The organism is Prevotella sp. MA2016 (assembly GCF_000619825.1).
In the GTDB taxonomy this organism is placed as follows: domain Bacteria; phylum Bacteroidota; class Bacteroidia; order Bacteroidales; family Bacteroidaceae; genus Prevotella.
The window spans coordinates 408,720-427,343 of sequence record NZ_KK211036.1 but is presented as its reverse complement, the minus strand read 5'-3'; the positions used below and the strand labels follow the sequence as shown (position 1 = coordinate 427,343).

Annotated in this window: 20 protein-coding genes, 2 tRNA genes and 1 pseudogene; 15 read left to right on the top strand and 8 right to left on the bottom strand. The window is 44.9% G+C overall.

What is annotated here, in order from left to right; all coding sequences use genetic code 11:
• The first annotated feature begins 2 nt into the window (after positions 1-2).
• From hisS to T360_RS15410, 3 genes are all read left to right on the top strand, one after another.
• Entirely contained in the window at positions 3-1,367 is a 1,365-nt protein-coding gene (gene hisS, locus T360_RS0112655) for a histidine--tRNA ligase (RefSeq protein WP_028913104.1), read from the top strand.
• A 164-nt stretch (positions 1,368-1,531) separates the two neighbouring features.
• Complete coding sequence (locus T360_RS0112650; protein ID WP_028913103.1) at positions 1,532-2,089, top strand: NADH peroxidase; 558 nt, start codon at positions 1,532-1,534, stop codon at positions 2,087-2,089.
• Between the two features lie 59 nt (positions 2,090-2,148).
• On the top strand, positions 2,149-3,459 hold the full coding sequence (locus tag T360_RS15410; protein WP_197019316.1) for a right-handed parallel beta-helix repeat-containing protein: 1,311 nt from the start codon (positions 2,149-2,151) through the stop codon (positions 3,457-3,459).
• Here T360_RS15410 and T360_RS0112640 read toward each other — a convergent pair.
• On the bottom strand, positions 3,456-3,929 hold the full coding sequence (locus T360_RS0112640; protein ID WP_028913102.1) for a cytidine deaminase: 474 nt from the start codon (positions 3,927-3,929) through the stop codon (positions 3,456-3,458). The two genes, T360_RS15410 and T360_RS0112640, sit on opposite strands and share 4 nt — an antisense overlap.
• Before the next feature lie 76 nt (positions 3,930-4,005).
• Between T360_RS0112640 and T360_RS0112635 the strand changes: the two genes are divergently transcribed.
• Positions 4,006-4,917 carry a glucosaminidase domain-containing protein gene (locus T360_RS0112635; RefSeq protein WP_028913101.1) on the top strand — a complete coding sequence of 304 codons (912 nt, stop codon included), beginning with the start codon at positions 4,006-4,008 and terminating at the stop codon, positions 4,915-4,917.
• A 36-nt stretch (positions 4,918-4,953) separates the two neighbouring features.
• Here the strand turns inward: T360_RS0112635 and T360_RS0112630 are convergent.
• The 4 genes from T360_RS0112630 to T360_RS0112615 form a co-directional block, all read right to left on the bottom strand.
• Positions 4,954-5,024 (bottom strand) — tRNA-Gly (locus tag T360_RS0112630).
• Positions 5,025-5,055: 31 nt separating this feature from the next.
• Positions 5,056-5,128: transfer RNA gene (locus tag T360_RS0112625), tRNA-Thr, on the bottom strand.
• Positions 5,129-5,248: 120 nt separating this feature from the next.
• Positions 5,249-5,839: a radical SAM protein gene (locus T360_RS0112620; protein WP_028913100.1), complete on the bottom strand. Its 591-nt coding sequence runs from the start codon at positions 5,837-5,839 to the stop codon at positions 5,249-5,251.
• A complete protein-coding gene (locus tag T360_RS0112615) occupies positions 5,839-6,201 on the bottom strand; it encodes a 6-carboxytetrahydropterin synthase (RefSeq protein WP_028913099.1) in 363 nt (120 codons plus the stop codon). The genes T360_RS0112620 and T360_RS0112615 overlap by 1 nt, the downstream gene beginning before the upstream one ends.
• A gap of 230 nt (positions 6,202-6,431) precedes the next feature.
• Between T360_RS0112615 and T360_RS0112610 the strand changes: the two genes are divergently transcribed.
• Positions 6,432-6,854: a membrane protein gene (locus T360_RS0112610; protein ID WP_028913098.1), complete on the top strand. Its 423-nt coding sequence runs from the start codon at positions 6,432-6,434 to the stop codon at positions 6,852-6,854.
• Positions 6,855-6,878: 24 nt separating this feature from the next.
• Positions 6,879-7,511, top strand: a complete 633-nt coding sequence (locus tag T360_RS0112605; protein ID WP_028913097.1) for a flavodoxin family protein — start codon at positions 6,879-6,881, stop codon at positions 7,509-7,511.
• Here T360_RS0112605 and T360_RS0112600 read toward each other — a convergent pair.
• A complete protein-coding gene (locus tag T360_RS0112600) occupies positions 7,508-9,559 on the bottom strand; it encodes a HAMP domain-containing sensor histidine kinase (RefSeq protein ID WP_028913096.1) in 2,052 nt (683 codons plus the stop codon). The two genes, T360_RS0112605 and T360_RS0112600, sit on opposite strands and share 4 nt — an antisense overlap.
• A 379-nt stretch (positions 9,560-9,938) precedes the next feature.
• The gene (locus T360_RS15405) at positions 9,939-10,265 is read right to left on the bottom strand and encodes a nitrous oxide-stimulated promoter family protein (RefSeq protein ID WP_036929562.1); all 327 of its coding nucleotides are present in this window, start codon (positions 10,263-10,265) and stop codon (positions 9,939-9,941) included.
• A gap of 211 nt (positions 10,266-10,476) precedes the next feature.
• Between T360_RS15405 and T360_RS0112590 the strand changes: the two genes are divergently transcribed.
• The 3 genes from T360_RS0112590 to T360_RS0112580 all read left to right on the top strand — a co-directional run bounded on the left by T360_RS0112590 (position 10,477) and on the right by T360_RS0112580 (position 12,354).
• Positions 10,477-11,190 (top strand): AzlC family ABC transporter permease, encoded by a 714-nt coding sequence (locus T360_RS0112590; protein WP_028913095.1) that lies wholly within the window; start codon positions 10,477-10,479, stop codon positions 11,188-11,190.
• Positions 11,177-11,476: an AzlD domain-containing protein gene (locus T360_RS0112585; protein ID WP_028913094.1), complete on the top strand. Its 300-nt coding sequence runs from the start codon at positions 11,177-11,179 to the stop codon at positions 11,474-11,476. The genes T360_RS0112590 and T360_RS0112585 overlap by 14 nt, the downstream gene beginning before the upstream one ends.
• A 362-nt stretch (positions 11,477-11,838) precedes the next feature.
• Positions 11,839-12,354, top strand: coding sequence for a flavodoxin family protein (locus T360_RS0112580; RefSeq protein WP_028913093.1), 516 nt, complete (start codon positions 11,839-11,841; stop codon positions 12,352-12,354).
• 18 nt (positions 12,355-12,372) lie between these two features.
• On the opposite strand, the gene T360_RS15400 is transcribed toward T360_RS0112580, so the two are convergent.
• Complete coding sequence (locus T360_RS15400) at positions 12,373-13,434, bottom strand: glycerate kinase (RefSeq protein WP_036929561.1); 1,062 nt, start codon at positions 13,432-13,434, stop codon at positions 12,373-12,375.
• 185 nt (positions 13,435-13,619) lie between these two features.
• On the opposite strand from T360_RS15400, the gene T360_RS0112570 reads away from it, so the two are divergent.
• The 6 genes and pseudogenes from T360_RS0112570 to dnaG all read left to right on the top strand — a co-directional run.
• The gene (locus tag T360_RS0112570; protein WP_028913092.1) at positions 13,620-15,023 is read left to right on the top strand and encodes a DUF1593 domain-containing protein; all 1,404 of its coding nucleotides are present in this window, start codon (positions 13,620-13,622) and stop codon (positions 15,021-15,023) included.
• 1 nt (position 15,024) lies between these two features.
• Positions 15,025-15,336, top strand: a complete 312-nt coding sequence (locus T360_RS0112565) for a TfoX/Sxy family protein (RefSeq protein WP_028913091.1) — start codon at positions 15,025-15,027, stop codon at positions 15,334-15,336.
• 749 nt (positions 15,337-16,085) lie between these two features.
• Complete coding sequence (locus tag T360_RS0112560; protein WP_028913090.1) at positions 16,086-16,373, top strand: hypothetical protein; 288 nt, start codon at positions 16,086-16,088, stop codon at positions 16,371-16,373.
• A gap of 350 nt (positions 16,374-16,723) precedes the next feature.
• A complete protein-coding gene (locus T360_RS0112550) occupies positions 16,724-17,095 on the top strand; it encodes a hypothetical protein (protein WP_028913088.1) in 372 nt (123 codons plus the stop codon).
• Positions 17,092-17,265, top strand: a complete 174-nt coding sequence (locus T360_RS16420; protein ID WP_197019315.1) for a hypothetical protein — start codon at positions 17,092-17,094, stop codon at positions 17,263-17,265. The genes T360_RS0112550 and T360_RS16420 overlap by 4 nt, the downstream gene beginning before the upstream one ends.
• Positions 17,266-17,272: 7 nt before the next feature.
• Positions 17,273-18,514: pseudogene (gene dnaG / locus T360_RS16755) on the top strand (DNA primase); the annotation flags it as partial.
• Positions 18,515-18,624: the final 110 nt, after the last annotated feature.

Sequence of the window (18,624 nt, the reverse complement as noted above, 5' to 3'; positions counted from 1 at the left end):
AAATGGCACAGAAACCAAGTATTCCAAAAGGAACACGCGACTTCTCGCCTATGGAGATGGCGAAGCGCAATTATATTTTCGACACCATCAAGCAGGTGTATCAGCTGTATGGATTCCAGCAGATTGAAACACCAGCGATGGAAACCCTAGGTACGCTGATGGGTAAATACGGCGAAGAGGGCGACAAGCTGCTCTTCAAGGTATTGAACTCTGGCGACTACCTTTCAAAGGTGACACCTGAAGAGCTGGCTGAGCGCAACTCGCTGCATCTGGCTGCAAAACTGTGCGAAAAGGGACTGCGCTATGACCTGACGGTTCCTTTCGCCCGCTACGTGGTGATGCATCGCGACGAGCTGCAGCTGCCTTTCAAGCGCTATCAGATGCAGCCAGTATGGCGTGCCGACCGCCCTCAGAAGGGCCGCTACCGCGAGTTCTGGCAGTTTGATGGCGACATCGTGGGCTCTGACTCGCTGCTGAACGAGGTGGAACTGATGCAGATTGTTGACACTGTATTCAGCCGTTTCGGCGTGCGCGTACAGATTAAAATCAACAACCGCAAAATCCTGACTGGTATTGCCGAAGTAATCGGCGCTGCCGAGAAGATTGTGGATATCACCGTAGCTATCGACAAACTGGATAAGATTGGACTTGAAAACGTGAATCAGGAGCTGCGCGAAGACGGACTGTCTGACGAGCAGATTGAGAAACTGCAACCCATCATCTCGCTTGAAGGTACCAACGATGAGAAACTGAACACCATCGCTGAGGTACTGGCTGCCAGCGAGACAGGACTGAAGGGCGTGGAGGAGACACGATTCATCCTGGACACTCTGAAGACTCTCGGCCTGAAGAACGAGATACAGCTCGACCTGACGCTGGCTCGCGGACTGAACTACTACACAGGTGCTATCTTCGAGGTGAAAGCACTGGACGTGCAGATTGGTTCGATCACTGGTGGCGGACGCTACGACAACCTGACTGGTATCTTCGGTATGCCAGGCATCTCGGGTGTGGGCATCAGCTTCGGTGTGGATCGCATCTTCGACGTGCTCAATGCTCTCGACTGCTATCCAAAGGACGCTACCAACGGCACCCAGCTGCTGTTTATCAACTTTGGCGAGAAGGAGACTGCCTACTGTCTGCCATTCGTGGCTAAGGCACGCGAGGCTGGCATCCGCACAGAGATATTCCCTGACTCAACAAAGATGAAGAAGCAGATGTCGTATGCAAATGCCAAGCAGATTCCTTTCGTTGCGCTGGCTGGCGAAAACGAAATGGCGCAAGGCAAGCTGACACTGAAGAACATGGAGTCAGGCGAGCAGACACTGGTTTCGCCCGATGAGTTGATTAGTCAGATCGTAAAATAATAAATTTGAATAAATAGCGCAGAAAGCAAAAGTTTGCGCAACACTTTTAAATAAATCCTGCAAAAAACTTGCGGGATTTATTTTTTATGTTTATATTTGCAACCAAAAGTATGAAGCTACAGAATGATTTAAATATTTTAATAGTTAACTAAACAAGTACGATTATGACAAAGAAATTTATTTGCGCTGTATGTGGTTATATCCACGAAGGTGACTCAGCTCCTGAGAAGTGTCCAATCTGTAAGGCTCCTGCATCTAAGTTCTCTGAACTGAAAGACGAGGGCGAAACTACATATGCTACTGTTCACCGCCTGGGTGATGGCAAGATCGAGGGTGTGCCCGAAGAGATGATTGCCGAGCTAAGAAACAATTTCAATGGTGAGTGTGGCGAGGTTGGAATGTATCTGGCTATGGCTCGTCAGGCTGATCGCGAGGGCTATCCTGAGATTGCAGAGGCGTTCAAGCGCTATGCGTTCGAGGAGGCCGATCACGCTTCACGCTTTGCTGAGCTGCTGGGTGAGGTTGTATTCGACACAAAGACTAATCTTGAAAAGCGTGCTGCTGCCGAGGCTGGCGCTTGTGCCGATAAATTTGAACTGGCCAAACAGGCTAAAGCAATGGGATTCGACGCTATTCACGACACCGTTCACGAGATGGCAAAGGACGAAGCACGTCATGGATCTGGCTTTGCTGGATTGTTGAAACGTTATTTTGGCAAGTAACCAACACAATATTTTAAATAATTATCCGTTTTATCTATATGATGAAACGGATTTTTTATTTGCTTATACTAGTATCTGCCTTCGTGGCTTGCGCCGATGATGATGATTTCTCTACTTCAACGGCCCTAAGAATCGATTTCCCTGCCGACACCATCAAACTGGATACGGTGTTCAGTCGTACAGCGTCGTCAACCTACACTTTCTGGGTTCACAATCGTAACAACAAGGGGGTGAGAATGCAGAGCGTAAGACTGAAACGAGGCAACCAGACGGGATTCCGCGTAAACGTGGATGGCAGCTATCTGGATAATAATAATGGTTCGCAAACCAACGATATCGAGATACGCAAGAACGACAGTGTGCTGGTGTTTGTTGAAATCACGCCCTACGAAACGTATCGACCAACTCCAGAAGCAATCACAGACCAACTGGTGTTTGTATTGGAGAATGGCACAGAACAGAGTGTTTGTCTGCAAGCGTGGGCATGGGATGCTATCAAATGCTACTCACCGGTGATAGAGAAGGACTCTGTGATCGAATCGGATAAGCCTTTAGTAATTTATGGTGATTTTATCGTAAAGAAGGGGGCGCAGCTCACCATCCGTAACACGACGCTCTATTTCCATGCGGAGGCTGGTATGAAGGTGGAAGGTACACTCGCCACAGACAACTGCATCATGCGAGGCGACCGTCTGGACCGCATGTTCTCGTATCTGCCTTACGACCGCATCCCTGGGCAATGGCGGGGTATAAGATTCGCATCAACATCTAGCAATAACGTACTGAATAACACAGAGATACGAAACTCAACTGAAGGAATCATCTGCGACTCGGCAGCTATCGACAGCACGCACTATCGACTGAAAATGCAGCAGTGCGTGGTGCATAATACGCAGGGAGACGGCATCAAACTGACTAATGCAAATGTGCGTTTGGAGAACTGTCAGCTATCGAACGCTATGGGCAACTGTCTGGCTGTGAACGGTGGAATGGTAGAAATCAGCTACTGCACACTGGCGCAGTTTTATCCTTTTGCAGGCGGAAGAGGTGCAGCACTACGTTTCTCAAACACCACTTCGCCATTACTGAAAATGGTGTGCGAAGGCGCGATCATCACGGGCTACGATGAGGATGTGGTGATGGGGGAATCAGGCTCTGCTGAAAGTGCCTTTAATTATACGTTCACTCACAGTCTGTTGCGCACGCCAGAGGTTTCAGACAATAACCATTTCAGCGATATCATCTGGGAGAAACCAGATGCCGAAATGCAAGGTAAAAACAATTTTATCAAGGTAGATGAAGACAACCTTGACTATGATTTTCACCTCGATTCTTTATCGACAGCTAAAGGACTGGGATGTTATCGTTAGAATTTTGAGAAAGTGAGCGGCATCAGTGCTCTGATTCCATCGATGACATACACATACTTCTTGCCGTAGAGCAGTATGCGGATAGGGGCGCCGGCACGTGTCTCTGATTCGATGATAACCTGGCGGCAAGAACCACAAGGACCAACGGGTTCTTCTTCCAAATCGCCATGAGTGCCTCGGGCGGCTATGGCCAGCATGCGTACAGGCTGGTCGGGGTATTGGGCGCCAGCTGCAAAAAGGGCTGTTCGCTCGGCACATAATCCTGAAGGATAGGCTGCATTTTCCTGATTGCAACCGATAATCTCTACACCATTATCAAGTCTTACTGCTGCTCCTACACAAAACTTAGAGTAGGGGGCATAACTACGGTTGGTGCCCTCGATGGCAAGTTCTACCAAATGGCGCTCTTCTGCGCTCAACTCATCCATGTCGCACACTTTAATAACCGACTTTAGCTCCAGTTCTCTCATAAATAGTTATATTTTTCTGCAAAATTACAAATTATTCGAGAGAATTCAGTATTTTTGCAGAAATAAATAGCATGATATGAGAAAAATAGTCGTATTTGTGGCCTTTTTATTGTCGGTTTCTGCATTTTCGCAGGCCAGATGGAATCAGGCGTACCAACAATATGTCAATCAATATAAAGACATTGCCATAGAGCAGATGCAGCGCTATCGCATACCGGCATCAATCACACTGGCTCAAGGACTGCTGGAGAGCGGCGCTGGGCGAAGCGAGCTGACGCGCAACAGTAATAACCACTTTGGCATCAAGTGTAATAACGGATGGACAGGGCGACGCACTTATCACGACGACGACCAGCGTAACGACTGCTTCCGTGTGTATGATAATGCATTCGAGTCGTACGAAGATCACTCTAAGTTTCTGGCCAACAACCAGCGCTACCGCTCATTATTCAATCTGAAGACTACTGATTACAGAGGATGGGCAAAGGGACTGAAGGCAGCCGGATATGCCACGAATCCTATCTACGCAGAAAAGTTGATTGAGATTATCCAACTGTATAAACTCTACCAATATGACACTGCGAAGGGCTATGATCACTTCATGGCAGAACGTACGAAAGTGCCTGAGACGGATGCTGCAGCATTACACTCGATCAAGATTTTCAATAAGAACTATTATTTGATAGCACGCAGAGGTGATACCTATAAGTCGATCGGCAAGGAGGTGGGCATCAGCTATCGCAAAATCGCTAAATATAACGAGCGCAATCGCAAAGACCAGTTGAAGGAAGGCGAGGTGGTTTGGCTGAAGAAGAAGCAGCGCAAGGCACCTAAGGATTATAAGGGCCGACTACACTATGTGCGCGAGGGAGAGTCGATGTACTCAATCGCACAGTTGTATGGCATACGCCTGAAGAATCTGTATAAGATAAATCATCTCTCGCCCGAATACCAGATTAGGGTTGGCGACGGCCTCAAGCTGAGATAAAAAAAAGTAGGGAGCTTAGGCTCTCTACATCACTTGAGCGGAATACGGGAATCGAACCCGCCTCCCAGGCTTGGGAAGCCCGTGCACTACCGATGTGCTAATTCCGCAACCATAACAAAACTCTATATTAGAAAAGAGAGCCGATAGCCGGACTCGAACCGGCGACCCACGCATTACGAATGCGTTGCTCTACCAACTGAGCCATATCGGCAGGTCTCCTTAAGCGGGTGCAAAAGTAACATTTTATTTTGGTACCTGCAAATTTTACGCACCTTTTTTTCGTTTAAAACGCAAATTTTATGGTTTCCTCTAGTACCGCGCTATAGTTTGGTTACTGGATATTCAGCAGTTTGTGGGTTTGCAGCGACAGATGCCACTGGGGATGCTGCAGGATATAATCCACACACTGAGTGGTGATCTGCTGATTGAGCGCCACATCGCCAGTATCACAAGGTTGCAAACAGGCATAGGCATCTGGAGCCTGCTGCAGATAGGGCGCAGGATCATGCGCACCATCAAACACCACTTTCACTTCGTTGATGCGGGTGAGCGCCAAAGGTGGCACGTTGGGGGCAAACTGATCTTTGGGCGACCAGGTTACCCAGTCGATGGCATCGGGTAGGGCATGCGTGCCATTGGTCTCGATGGCCACATAATAGCCTGCTTGATGCAGTCTGCCAACCAGCGCATCGTCAATCTGCAACGATGGTTCACCACCTGTAATGACTACAAACCTGCAGGCTGCCCACTGGTGGAGCTTAGTCATAATCTCATCAGCCGACATCAGCGTATAGCCGCTGAAATCGGTATCACAGAATGGGCATCTAAGATTGCATCCACTAAAACGCACAAAGACGGCAGGGCGACCTGTATGGCGACCTTCTCCCTGCAAAGAATAGAATATCTCGTTGATTCTATACATTACAGAAGATATTTGGCGTCGATAGGGAACTGGTCGTCGTAGGCCTGAGCTATATTGCCAAACGACTCTTCGACGATGGCCTTATAACACTGGGGAAACTGCTTCACAACCCATGCAGCAATATTCTCGGCTGTGGGGTTGAAGGGCAACAGATCATTGAGATTGCCGTGATCAAGATAACCGTGAATAGCTTTCTTGATATGGCCATAATCAGTTACCATCCCGTTAGGATCTGTTTCTGCCGAAGCAAGAAATACGGTGATTGTCCAGTTGTGACCGTGAAGTTGACTGCACTTGCTGTCATAAGGCAGCGATAAACGGTGGCTACCTGCCACATCCATTTTCTTTGAAATACAATAAATCATAATCTAAAAGCTTCCATCGCATAAGCAAATGGGTAGGGAAAAAATTTTCTCTTTTTCAGTTATATTGCAATATTGCGGCTGCAAAGGTACAAATAATATCGTTATATCGTGAACGACTTTAGGTTAATTCTTCTTAATTATTACATTAAATCGCATGCGATACAAAATATTATTCGTATCTTTGCAGCGCAAACAAGAAGTTGAACTATATAATATAATTAAGGTATATGAAATATTTAAAGACTATAGCACGAATCGTTTTAGGTCTGTTTATGACTTATGCAGGTATAGCACATCTGTCGGTAGCTCGTCAGGAGTTTGTGGCACAGGTGCCCACATGGATTCAGTTTTCACCAGTATTTACCGACTTTGTGGTGCTGGCATCTGGAGTAGTGGAGATTATTCTTGGTTTGAGTATGATTTCGATGATGAAGAAGTATCGCCCTGTAGTAGGTGCTCTGCTGGCTTTATTCTACGTGCTCATCTTCCCAGGTAACATCAATCAGTATGTGAATCATATCGATGCCTTCAATCTCAATACTGATCAGGCACGATTCATACGTTTGTTCTTCCAGCCAGTTCTCATCGCGTGGGCTCTGTGGTCGACAAATGGATGGGCTTATTGCAAGAAACTAATACAAAAGCATTAAATATATAACAAACAAGTACGGATTATGAAAAAGATTATGGTTATTGACGGTGGTCCTCGCAAGAACATGAATACCGCCGCTATGTGTGAGAAATTTGCAGAGGGTGCCCGTGCTGCTGGCGCCGAAGCAAAGATTGTACGCCTCTATGGCATCGACTTTAAAGGTTGTATGTCGTGCATGGCTTGTAAACTGAAAGACAAGGCCAGCAAGGTTTGTAAGTTTAAGGATGCCATTACTCCAATCTTGGAGGAGATTGCTGAAGCTGACGGACTGGCTCTCGCTTCGCCCATCTACTTTGGTGGTGTTACTGCCGAGATGCACGCCTTCCTGGAGCGTCTGGAGTTTCCTTGGCTCTCGTACAATGACTATAGTCTGACTGCACCAAAGAAAATGCCTGTAGTGCTGATGGAGACCATGAATGGTACACCAGAGCAGAACAACAGCGAGGGCTTTGGCGCAAAAGAGATGTGCATCAAGGTGGCTCTTGGTGAGCCTGAGAAGCTGGTGGCTTACAACACCTGTCAGGTGAAGAACTACGACAACTATGAGTTGGCCATGTTCTCAAAAGATGCCAAGCTGAAGTGGCGCGAGGACAACTGGGAGAAGGATCTGCAGAGCGCCTATGATGCAGGCAAACGTATGGCTGAAATGGCTTAATCCATTGGTAATTGCATAACAAATCGGGCACCGGCTTTATAGCTGGTGTCTATTTTTATGTCGCCACCAATACGGCGCACCAGCGAACGGGCCACTGTGAGACCGATGCCTGTACCATTATAATACTCATCAAGCTGAACAAACTCCTCGAAGATATGCTCGGCTTCTTCTGTAGGCACACCAATGCCGGTGTCTTCTACAACAAAAAGGATGTTGCCTTGCTCTACAGATATCTTCAAAAGTGCGTGGGCTTTCTCATCTGTCAGTATCTGATTGCCCTTAGCCTCAGGCGCGTGGGTGAACTTCTGGGCGTTGTCCAACAGAAGGGTAAGGGCACGGGTAGCCGCTGTCTGATTGGTATGCAGTATCAGATTCTCAACCGCTGGATCTGCTTGCAACTCGAATATAAGATGTGGAGCCTCGCCAATGCCTGCTGCATCAATAGCTTCTGATGCTATCTGCATCACTGGTATCTGGTCTGTACACTCGATAACACTGATACTGCTGGCATCCGACAGTTCCAGCATCTTATTGACCAACTCGGTAATGCGGTCTGTGTTCTCTGTTATCTGATGATTGATATCTGTTTTCGTTTCGTCATCAAGTTCCATACCTGGTGTGGTAACGATTTGCGTAAAACCGGATAGGATATTGAGCGGTGTACGAATCTCATGCGAGATCTGCTGGATGAAGTTGGTCTTCATGCGTGCCGACTCCTCTGCACGGGCATTGGCTACCACTAACTGCTCATTCTTTTTCTCAAGCTGCGTGTAGGCTGCGGCCAATCTGTTCTGGGCACGATGGCGAATAATGGTATATACAACAAAGAAGATACTCAGCAAAATAATGGTAGTAACGAGAGCCAACATCCTGCCTTTTGAGAGACGTTCCTGCTGTTCAAGAATCTGTTCCTCTTTCAAGCGGATGGTTTCTTGCTCTTCTGAATCCACCCACTGGGAGCGGATAATAGCTGAATCGAGGCGCTGACAAATCTGATTGGCAACAGCATTAGCAGAATCCACTAAACCTGCCTTATAGTTAGCGCGATATTTCTTGAGCAGTTTGGTCTGGATGTCTTCAAGCGACTGACCCGCCTGTTCTGAAGCAAATAGTTCGTCGAGGTTACTCATATTTTCAGCCGCTTCTTCCCAGTGACCAGCCATCAACAGATAGTCACTGGCATCCATCTGGCCCTCGAAAGTCTTTGAGAAACGGGTTTGCTGATATTCCATGAAAGCTTCATCGGCTTTATCCATCTGTCCTAAAGCTTCTAAGGCTATGGCCGAAAAGATGATATAACGAGCCCACTGCTTGTCGATATAGGCCTCATCCTGAGGATAGCGTTTCTTATAATCCTTCACCAATCTGCCAAGACGCTCGGTCCAGGTTAATCCTAACTGGTATTTCTTGACACAGAGCCAGCCGTAGGCAATATTAATGAAACCTACAACGGCGTTGCGATACGTCTCAGGTGAGGGGTCATTGCTGATGTGCTGCAGATGGCGCTCATAGGCGCGATCGAACAATTGGCGGCACACGGTGTCTTCCGGGTTGAAATAGCCCTTGCAGCATCCCTCAAAAATGAGCAGATTAGTATAGTCGCTCGACTCATCAAACCCAGCTTTATCCAACTTTTCCAATGCAGGTTTTACGACTCTGTGGGCACTGGTGAAATTGATATAACGGATGTACAAACCAGCCAGATAACTGGCAGATTTGGCATAGATAGTAAGCGAATTGGCATCTGTAGCATTTTCTGTAGCATTCATGGCTTCTTTCCAGAAGAACTCTGCTGCACGGCGATGCTTCATCCGATAGTAAGCATAGGCCTGCCAATAATAGCTCTCGCCTTCTTGCAAATCGCCTGTCTTGCCAAGACTATCTGCCAACATCTGCAAATGCTGGTAGTCTTTCTGCTTATCAGCTTCCTGCAATTTCAGATTAACCTCGGCGATTTCTTCTTCGTTTTTTGTATGATTGCAACTTGAGATTAATATAACAGTTGATGCAATTAACATCAGACTAATTAACCAAAAATTTTTCTTCATAATTCCATATATAATCTTTCTGGGTGCAAAATTACAAATAATATTGGAAAACTCATCTCGTTGATAGCGTTTTTTTAACGTAATCCTTTTCATAAGATAATGACACTCAGACTACTAATAACAAAAAAGGCTCGTTTCACAACGAACCTTTTTCAAACTAACTTAAAAAAAACTAAATTAATCAACCATAAACCTTAACCATAAATCTTTTACTGCTGCAAATATACACCATTTCTGTGTATCCTATGTTCACTCTAAGATAATTTATGTTCAAAATCCAATAATTGTTTCATTTCAAACATTGTATCTCGCATTTTAAACGTTTTAACGTATATATTGGGCGTTTTTATAGAGTAAACTATATGCAATATCTTCTATTTTACTTCTTTTCACATTTGTTTATCTTACTCTTCAACATGAGGAAAGTGTGAATGAAGGCTGCCTTGGGAGCGAAAATCATCATACGTGGACCAGTCCAGCGCATCACCTTTCGGATGGCCTCGCGCTCTTTGGGGGCGTAGCAGTGGATGGGGCATGCCTTGCAAACGGGTTTATTCTCGCCAAAATGGCAATGATCCAATCGCTGCCAAGCATAATCAGCTAACTGCTGATATTCCGGGGAAAGTGATTTTTGATGAAGATGGTGACGACAATAGAGTTCTATCATCATCCTAACAGTCTTCTTTTCGCGATCTATTTTTTTCATGTTGGTTATTACCTATTATAATCCAATAATTTTTTAATTTTTGTTTAGCGGCTGCAAAATTACATCTTTTTTTTTATTCAACCAAATAAAATGAGTAACAATTACACCCATTTCCAAATTTTATTTAAATAATGACACATTACTATATAAGTTTATGAGAATTTATCTAATTTTGTGGCCGACTAAAAAATAAAATGGTATAGATAAATAGATGACTAATCAAAATATCACCCGCGGTTTACGCGATGGTTTCCCTATAGCAATGGGCTATCTGGCTGTGGCTTTCTCGTTGGGAATAATCGCTGCAAAAGCTGGACTGACCGCACCAGCAGGTTTTATATCCAGCTTCTTTACACGTGCGTCAGCAGGTGAATATGGCACCTATACGCTAGTGGCCGTACAAGCGGCTTATGCTGAGGTGATAGCGATGTGCTTAGTGGTTAATCTGCGCTACATGCTGATGAGCGCTGCTCTCTCACAGAAGATTAATCCTCATACATCGTGGCTGCACAGAATACTGATGGCGTGTTGTATCACCGACGAAATATTTGGCATCTCTGTGGCTTATCCTGGTTACACGCCGCCTGCTTACACTTATTCTGCAGCTTTGATATCCACACTGTTCTGGGCCACTGGGTGTGCAGTGGGCATCATGGCAGGAAGCCTGCTACCTCAGCCTGTGGTTACGGCACTATGTATGTCGCTCTATGGTATGTTTCTTGCCATCATCATCCCTCAAGCCCGTATAGATCGTAACGTGCTCTACACGCTGATAGCCAGTTTGGTGCTGAGTGGTTTATGCGCTATCATGCCAGTAGTGGGGCAGTGGAGTAGTGGTATGCGTACGGTGGTTCTGACTATTGTGATTTCGGCAGTTGCCGCCTGGCTTAAACCTTTAAAATCAAAAGAAAATGGAGCAGCATAGTTTAATCATATATATCCTCTTGGCCATCGTAGTCACAAACCTGATTCGCGTGACACCTATGGTTCTCATCAAGGGACAGATTAGCAACCGTTTTGTGCGTAGTTTCCTATATTATGTGCCCTACGTGACACTAGCTGTGATGACATTTCCTGATATGATACTGACCACGCCTACGGTTTGGCCAGGCATCATCGCTCTGTTGGCTGGCATCATTGCAGCTTGGTGCCGCTTAGGACTCCTGCCGGTAGCTGCCATCTGCTGCCTTATTGCTTATCTGCTGATATAATAGAAAGGGCTAAAAACTGAAAAAAGGCTCGTTTCACAACGAACCTTTTTCCCCAAAATTACTTAAAAAACTAAATTAATCAACCATAAACCTTAACCATAAATCTTTTTTATTTCTGGTGCAAATATACGGAGTTTTTCTGAATCATACATCATTTTTTGTGTTAATAAATGTTTATAGCATGCATTTTATCGAAAATTAAACGTATTTTGTCGTATTATAAACGTTCAAATTGACTATTCAAGGTCGAAAAATACGCATAATATATTGCCATTCACATTTTTTATTAGTACATTATTTGGAGAGAAACGGAAAAAAATGTATTTTTGCGCTGAACAAACAACATTTAAAACAAATACTTTATGAACATCTTGATTTTACAGTCATCTCCACGCACAAATGGCAACACAGCTTGGATGGCAAATGAGTTAAAAGAAGCTGCTGAGAAAGCAGGTCACAATGTTACATTGGTAAACGTAGCTTCAAAGAAGATTGCTGGCTGTCTGGCCTGCGAGTATTGTCGTACTAAAGGTAACGGCGTATGTATCCAGAAGGATGATATGCAAGAGCTACTCCCACTCATGCAGGAAGCAGAGGTGCTGGTTTTGGCATCACCTATATATTATTTCACTATGAATGCACAGATTCAGGCTCCTATTCAGCGAATGTATTGTGTAAACAAACCAGCTAAGGTAAAGAAGATGATGCTGCTGATCTCTTCATATTCACCAGGTGTATATACGGGCGCAAAAGGAGAGTTTATGGATCTCTGCAACTACTGGAGTGCAGAAAACGCTGGTATCGTTACGGCTAAGATTGACGAGCAGAAGACGGATATTACCAAACAGAAGATTGTGGATTTGGTAAATATGTTGTAACGCTGCATAGCGTAGGCTTTACTTCCGTTTGGATAACAGGTCTCTCATAGTAGCCAAGATATGCTTTCGTGCTATTTCCGGATGCATCGCTTCCTGAAGGGATATGCCTTCAGGATTGATGCATTTGACATCAGAGAAACCGGCTTGCAGAAGCGCTTCTTTATCCCTGATACGACCAGCAATCAGGCATACAGGCACGTCGCCCGATTGCTGCAACACACCAACAGGCAGTTTACCCATGAGCGTCTGACTGTCAGCAGATCCTTCGCCAGTAATCACGAGGTCGGCATCTTTAATAATGTCACAGAAACGAGCCGTTTCGAGCATCACCTCGATACCCGGTCGGCAACTCGCATGCAGGTATTGAAGGAAAGCATAGCCTAATCCACCGGCTGCACCCGCTCCTTCAGCAGAAGAACAGTCATAACCGAAATGTTTGGCAGATACCTCAGCAAATTTCTGGGCACGCGCATCCAATAGCTCAACCATCTCTGGGGTTGCTCCCTTCTGCGGGGCAAAGATATGAGCAGCTCCTTGTGCGCCAAAAAGAGGATTTTTCACATCGGAAGCTATGGTAAACTGAATATCACGGAGTTCCGCGATATCATCAAACCGTCCCTGCTTGGCAAAGGCATCAATCAAGGCTCTAAGCATACCGACACCTGCATCGCTGGTAGCACTGCCGCCCAGTCCCACAATAATTCGTTTAGCGCCTTTCTTGATGGCATCAGCAATCAGCTGACCAGTACCATAACTGGTGGCCACCATGGGGTTGCGCTCTTCCTCGGTAAGAAGCGTGAGTCCGCTGGCTTGTGCAATCTCAATCACGGCCTCTTCTCTGCATAATAAATACTTAGCTGTAATAAAGCGCATCATCGGGTCGCGCACCGTTACTTCCTGAAGCGTGCCACCGATAGCCGCATAGAAAGCATCTATGAAGCCTTCGCCACCATCGCTAACAGGTATCTGAACGATATCGGCATCTGGAAAAACACTTCTAATACCATCTGCTGCTGCTTGATTGGCATCAGTTGAGCTCAGACAGCCTTTCATAGAATCAATTACAACTACTATTTTCATTATTCCACTTTTTTGTACCTATTACCTATTTAAATAATATCACTGTTATTTTCGCTGGCAAAGATACATAATTTTATTTAAAAATAGTGCTTACTTTTTAGTTTGTTTGGGGGATTTTATCTAAATTTGTAGCCAATAAACAAAATGTACAATATGACAATTCGTAAAGCAGAACGACAGGATATATGAAAAGAAACGTCTTATTTGGGGCACTACTCATGAGTTTGATGCCCGTAAAGAAGTGTTGGGGAGAAGAGGCAATTCTTAAGCCCCGCCTAGTAGTTTGCACAGATATCGCGCCGGCTCATATAGAACCAGACGACATGGAATCTGTGATTCATCTGCTAGCCTATGCCGACTGCTTTGAGATAGAAGCTCTAATCACTTCTGTGGGATGGAATTGCGACCCTTATCCCACAGAATGGCACCAATATCTGACACGGGCTATTGAGGCTTACCGGAAGGATGTCATAAATCTAAGAGCAAGATCAGGGCAAAAGGATTTCTTACCCTTGGAGATTGAAAACGCCAAACAGCAGATGGGGTATTGGCCAAGTGCCGACTACCTATCGCAAAGAGCAATGATGGGAAGCATCAACGGCGGTATTAAAGCCATTGGGAATGACAATGACTCACCAGGCAGCGAAATGCTGATTCAACTGGCTGATGAAGATGACCCTCGACCGATTTATGTGGCTGCATGGGGCGGTGCAAACACGCTGGCGCAAGCCATCTGGCGCGTAAAGCAATCACGAAGCGAGGAGGAGACAAAGAAGTTTATCAATAAGTTCCGCATCTATACCATCACAGACCAGGATATGGACTATAACCACCGAATGAATCGCGCCTATAGTTCGCACATGTGGTTAAGAAAGGAATTCGCAAATGAACTTCAGTTTGTTTGGGATGAAGGCACTTGGCAGGAACAGTGTGAACTGGGGAAACACGCATGGCAGCAGCACAAAGAACGTATTCAAGGACATGGTGCCATGGGTAGCGAATATCCCACATATAAATGGGGCGTGGAAGGCGACACACCAAGTTTTCTGTATCTGATACCTAACGGACTCAATGACCCAGAAGATCCTAAGCAGGCAGGATGGGCAGGCTACCACGAGCGAGGCATCAGTCCCGACTCTCTCACTACAGCATGGAACAGTTGGCAAGAGCCTGTTCGCAGCATATCAATAGCCTATAAACAGCGTTTTTATCCCGACGAACTCAACGACCTGATAGCTCGTATTGAATGGGCTGAAAAAGGTAACGGAAATAAAAACCCAATCGTGATTGTCAACGGTCAAGCAGGCCTAGAGCCAATCTATATCAAGGCCCATGTCAACGACGTTATCCGGCTCAACGCTTCGCAATCTTATGACCCAGACAAGGAGAAACTTTCTTTTAGTTGGTGGCAGCAACCTGAAATCGGTGGCCAACAACTGTCTATTGAAGATACTCTGCAACCGATGGCTTCAGTGAAGATTCCTTCGAGTGCAAACGGAAAGGTGTTTCATCTCATCTGCGAAGTGCACGACGACGGCCCTTATCATTTGGTAGCATATCGTAGGGTTATCATCTCTATTGCAGAATAATATGGCTAGCAACGCAGACTTCGTACAGTATATCGCCGACCAATGCAGTGGGGCTGGCGAGATAGTCACCAAAAAGATGTTTGGCGACTATGGGATTTATTGTGACGGAATTATCTTTGGTTTGATATGTGACGATCACTTCTATCTGAAACCTACAGATGCTGTCCGGCCAAAACTCCGCGTATTGGACCTGCGCCCACCATACGACGGAGCGAAAGATTATTTCTATATTGCAGATGTTGACGACAGAGACTATCTGTCAGAGCTTGTACGTGAAACTTGCAAAGCTCTTCCGAAATCAAAGAAGCGTTAACAGTTCTGCGAAATCATCAATGATATAATCGACACCAGCTGCAGCAGTGGTAACAAACGGTAACTATAATAGGGATTCAGGCATTTCAGCCTTCATCAGAAACAAAAAAACAGCAGACATTTGATGTCTGCTGCTTCTTTTTCATTTTGTACACCCGCAGAGTATCTAACCAGTGCTGATTTTCAGCATGTTGCGAATTAATTTGTTACTAATCCGCAGTTGGTAACAAAATACCTAGAAGGTGTTAACAAAATAACTTATGATAAGCAGCTCGCCGATATCTCTATACCGTACTTCCCTTTATTCAAGGGCCCTTCCAACAAATTTCCGTAAGTTTGTTAGTCGGTTTGTTTGTTTACGGGTGTAAAGGTAGTCATTTTATTTGTTACCACCAAATATCGAACCCATTTTTTTTCATTCCAACGCATTTTTTTAGTAGAGGTACAAATTTTCCTCAGTCAGTACGTTTGTGAGTTAGTTTTTCAGTTAATAAATGTATCCTATTCTTAAATTTGTTAGTTACACGTGTTAAAGACTTAGTTAGTTAGTATTCATTCCGGAGTTTCTGCAATTCGATTGGATTATTTTGCTATATTTTTGTGCCGCGATTCAAAAATGGATCACCAAATTAAATATAAACTAAAAAGTAATTATGAATATGAATCAAACTATTAATTTATTCATCTCGCCTGAAACGGGAGTTGTTGCATCACTAAAGTCTAACATCAATACTAACCATATTATATAATATGTATAAGGCAGAGAAGATAAGGAACAAAGAAAGCTGGTTTCGAACAATCAAACCAGGAATCGTGGCAAAAGGTAAGTTACCGTCATATGGTTCAATAACGTCACTTAACGTTCAGCTTACAAGATACAACAGATCGATAGGGAAAGAGAGAGGTGTTTTTATACATGCTAAGTACCTGTACGACGAACTGTGTGTGATTCTGGTCGGGGTTACCATCGAACAGAGAAAGAAGGAACTGGCAGATCCAGGCTATAAAAATGAATGGCGTAAAATGATAAAGGTATGAGGAAATCAGACAAACAAGTCGACATCGATTTGGACGACGAGCTCATGACTATAAAGGATGCGGCCTTTTTTTTTAAGATTGACATTCAGGCAATGTACAAAAGAGTACAGCGTCAGAAGGTCAAATACCACAAAGTCGGAAGCAGATTGTATTTCTTTAAGAAAGAACTGATTGCCGGCGTTAAAGTGAAATAATTCGAACTGGTTAAGTCCCTGAACTGCTTTCTGGGAAGACCGTAGCCAGGGCATTTTTTAGCCAATTATGCCAAAGAACTGCTCGACATACAAACACGGGCGTTTTGCGTGAGTTATAATAATAAGTTTAATTTTTAAAAAAGATAATTATAGAAAATGTATAAACCTGGGATTGAAATAAAAAGAAACGCCCAAGGTCAGGTAATGCTTCAACTTGAAGTACATGGGTATATGAGCAACGTTTGGTTTGACGATATCAAGCAGCTCCAGTATGTTATACTCTCATTGGCTACCATGTTAGCTGTTAAAGCTTTTAGCCTTAAAATGACAGCTCCACTAAGAAAGAGAAGCGACCAGGCCTCGGTTAAAAAGAGAAAAACTGATAAGGGCTGTGTTATATTAGAGTGTTCATTCTATGGCCACAATGAGGAAATGTTATTCAGAGACGAAGAAGAATTTGGAATTTTCATGGATTACCTGAATGCACTTGTGGCATTGGATGCTGAAGTAATAGAGGGAAAGGTGTGAAGTACGTAGTGTCTGCCATCAATAAACTGACAGGCGAGCGGGAGGCGATTTCTGCCCCTCGCTCGCTTGAGGAGGTCAAGAAGCAGCTGGAGACCTTCAAAAAGGATACCAGGTACAAGCGGCAGCAAGCGTGGCGCAGTCCGCGCATTGAAAAATTCATTCAAAGTTAATAAGGATATGATTAAACCTGAAACTTTAGATAAAATCAACGACCAGTCTATTGTGGACTTGGTCTCGGATTATGTCACCCTGAAGAAGTCTGGCATCAACTACAAAGGATTGTGCCCTTTCCACAACGATAAGAACCCATCATTCGTAGTAAGCCCCGCAAAAGGAATATGCCACTGTTTCGTCTGCGGGAAAGGCGGCAACGGCATCCATTTCATCATGGAGCACGAAAAAGTCAACTTCTATGAGGCTTGCAAAATCATCGCAAATAAGTTCAACATCGCTTTTGAGGAAAAGGAGCCTACAGCTGAGGAGGTTGCAGAACAACAGAAAAAAGAGTCTATGCAGGTCATCTATTCACGCGTACAGGAATTCTACGTAAAATGCTTGCACGAGGATACACCTGAGGCAAAAGCAATGATGTCATACGCGCAAAAAAGATGGTCAAAAGAGGATATAGAGGAAAGAGGTCTGGGATATGCACCTGCAGGTAACAAACGCTTTTTCGACTTCATTAAAAGCACAGGCCTAAGCTGGGAGCTATGCAAAGAGGCTGGACTGATTGCGGAGAGTGACGACAAATCGGAATATGCATTTTTCCGCGACCGATTAATGATTCCTGTGCGCGACCGTTGGGGTAATGTCATCACCTATACGGCACGCACGCTATCGGACAATAAAGATGTCCAGAAGTACCTGAACGGAAAGGACTCTCCAATTTTCCACAAAAGTGAGACGCTATTTGGACTTGATACGGCCATAAAAATTGGTGCCCGCGAGGAACTCTTCTATATTGTGGAAGGTGGTCCTGACGTCATCAAAATGCAACAGATAGGCGTCATAAATACCGTGGCTCCGCTAGGTACGGCGCTCACAAAAGAACAGCTGCATACACTCAAGAGGTTTCATCCAAAATTATGTTTCATCCCGGATGCTGATGATCCTGGTATAAAAGCAGTCATCAAAAACGGAAAAACAGCAATGCAAGAGGGATTCCGAGTGACTGTCAAAGAAATACCGCCCAAACCAGAAGAGGAGGGTGGAGGCAAACAGGACGCTGACAGCTATTTCCAGAACAGGGAGCAGGTGAAGCTGCTGCCTGAGGATGATTTTGTACTGTGGTACGCCAACAAACTCTTCGCAGACATCGAGCGCAAATCATCTACCGAGACGGACATATCCGATATCGTTAAACAGATTTGCGACGTGCTCATCCTGGAAAAAGATGAATATACGCAAAAGGCACTGCTCGATGCTCTGGTGAAGCAGCACAACGGCCACAAAGGGCTATGGAAAAACGCTGTCAATGAAGCCAGGCACCGTCGAGCAGAAGAGAAGGCAAAGGCTACAACAAAACGGAC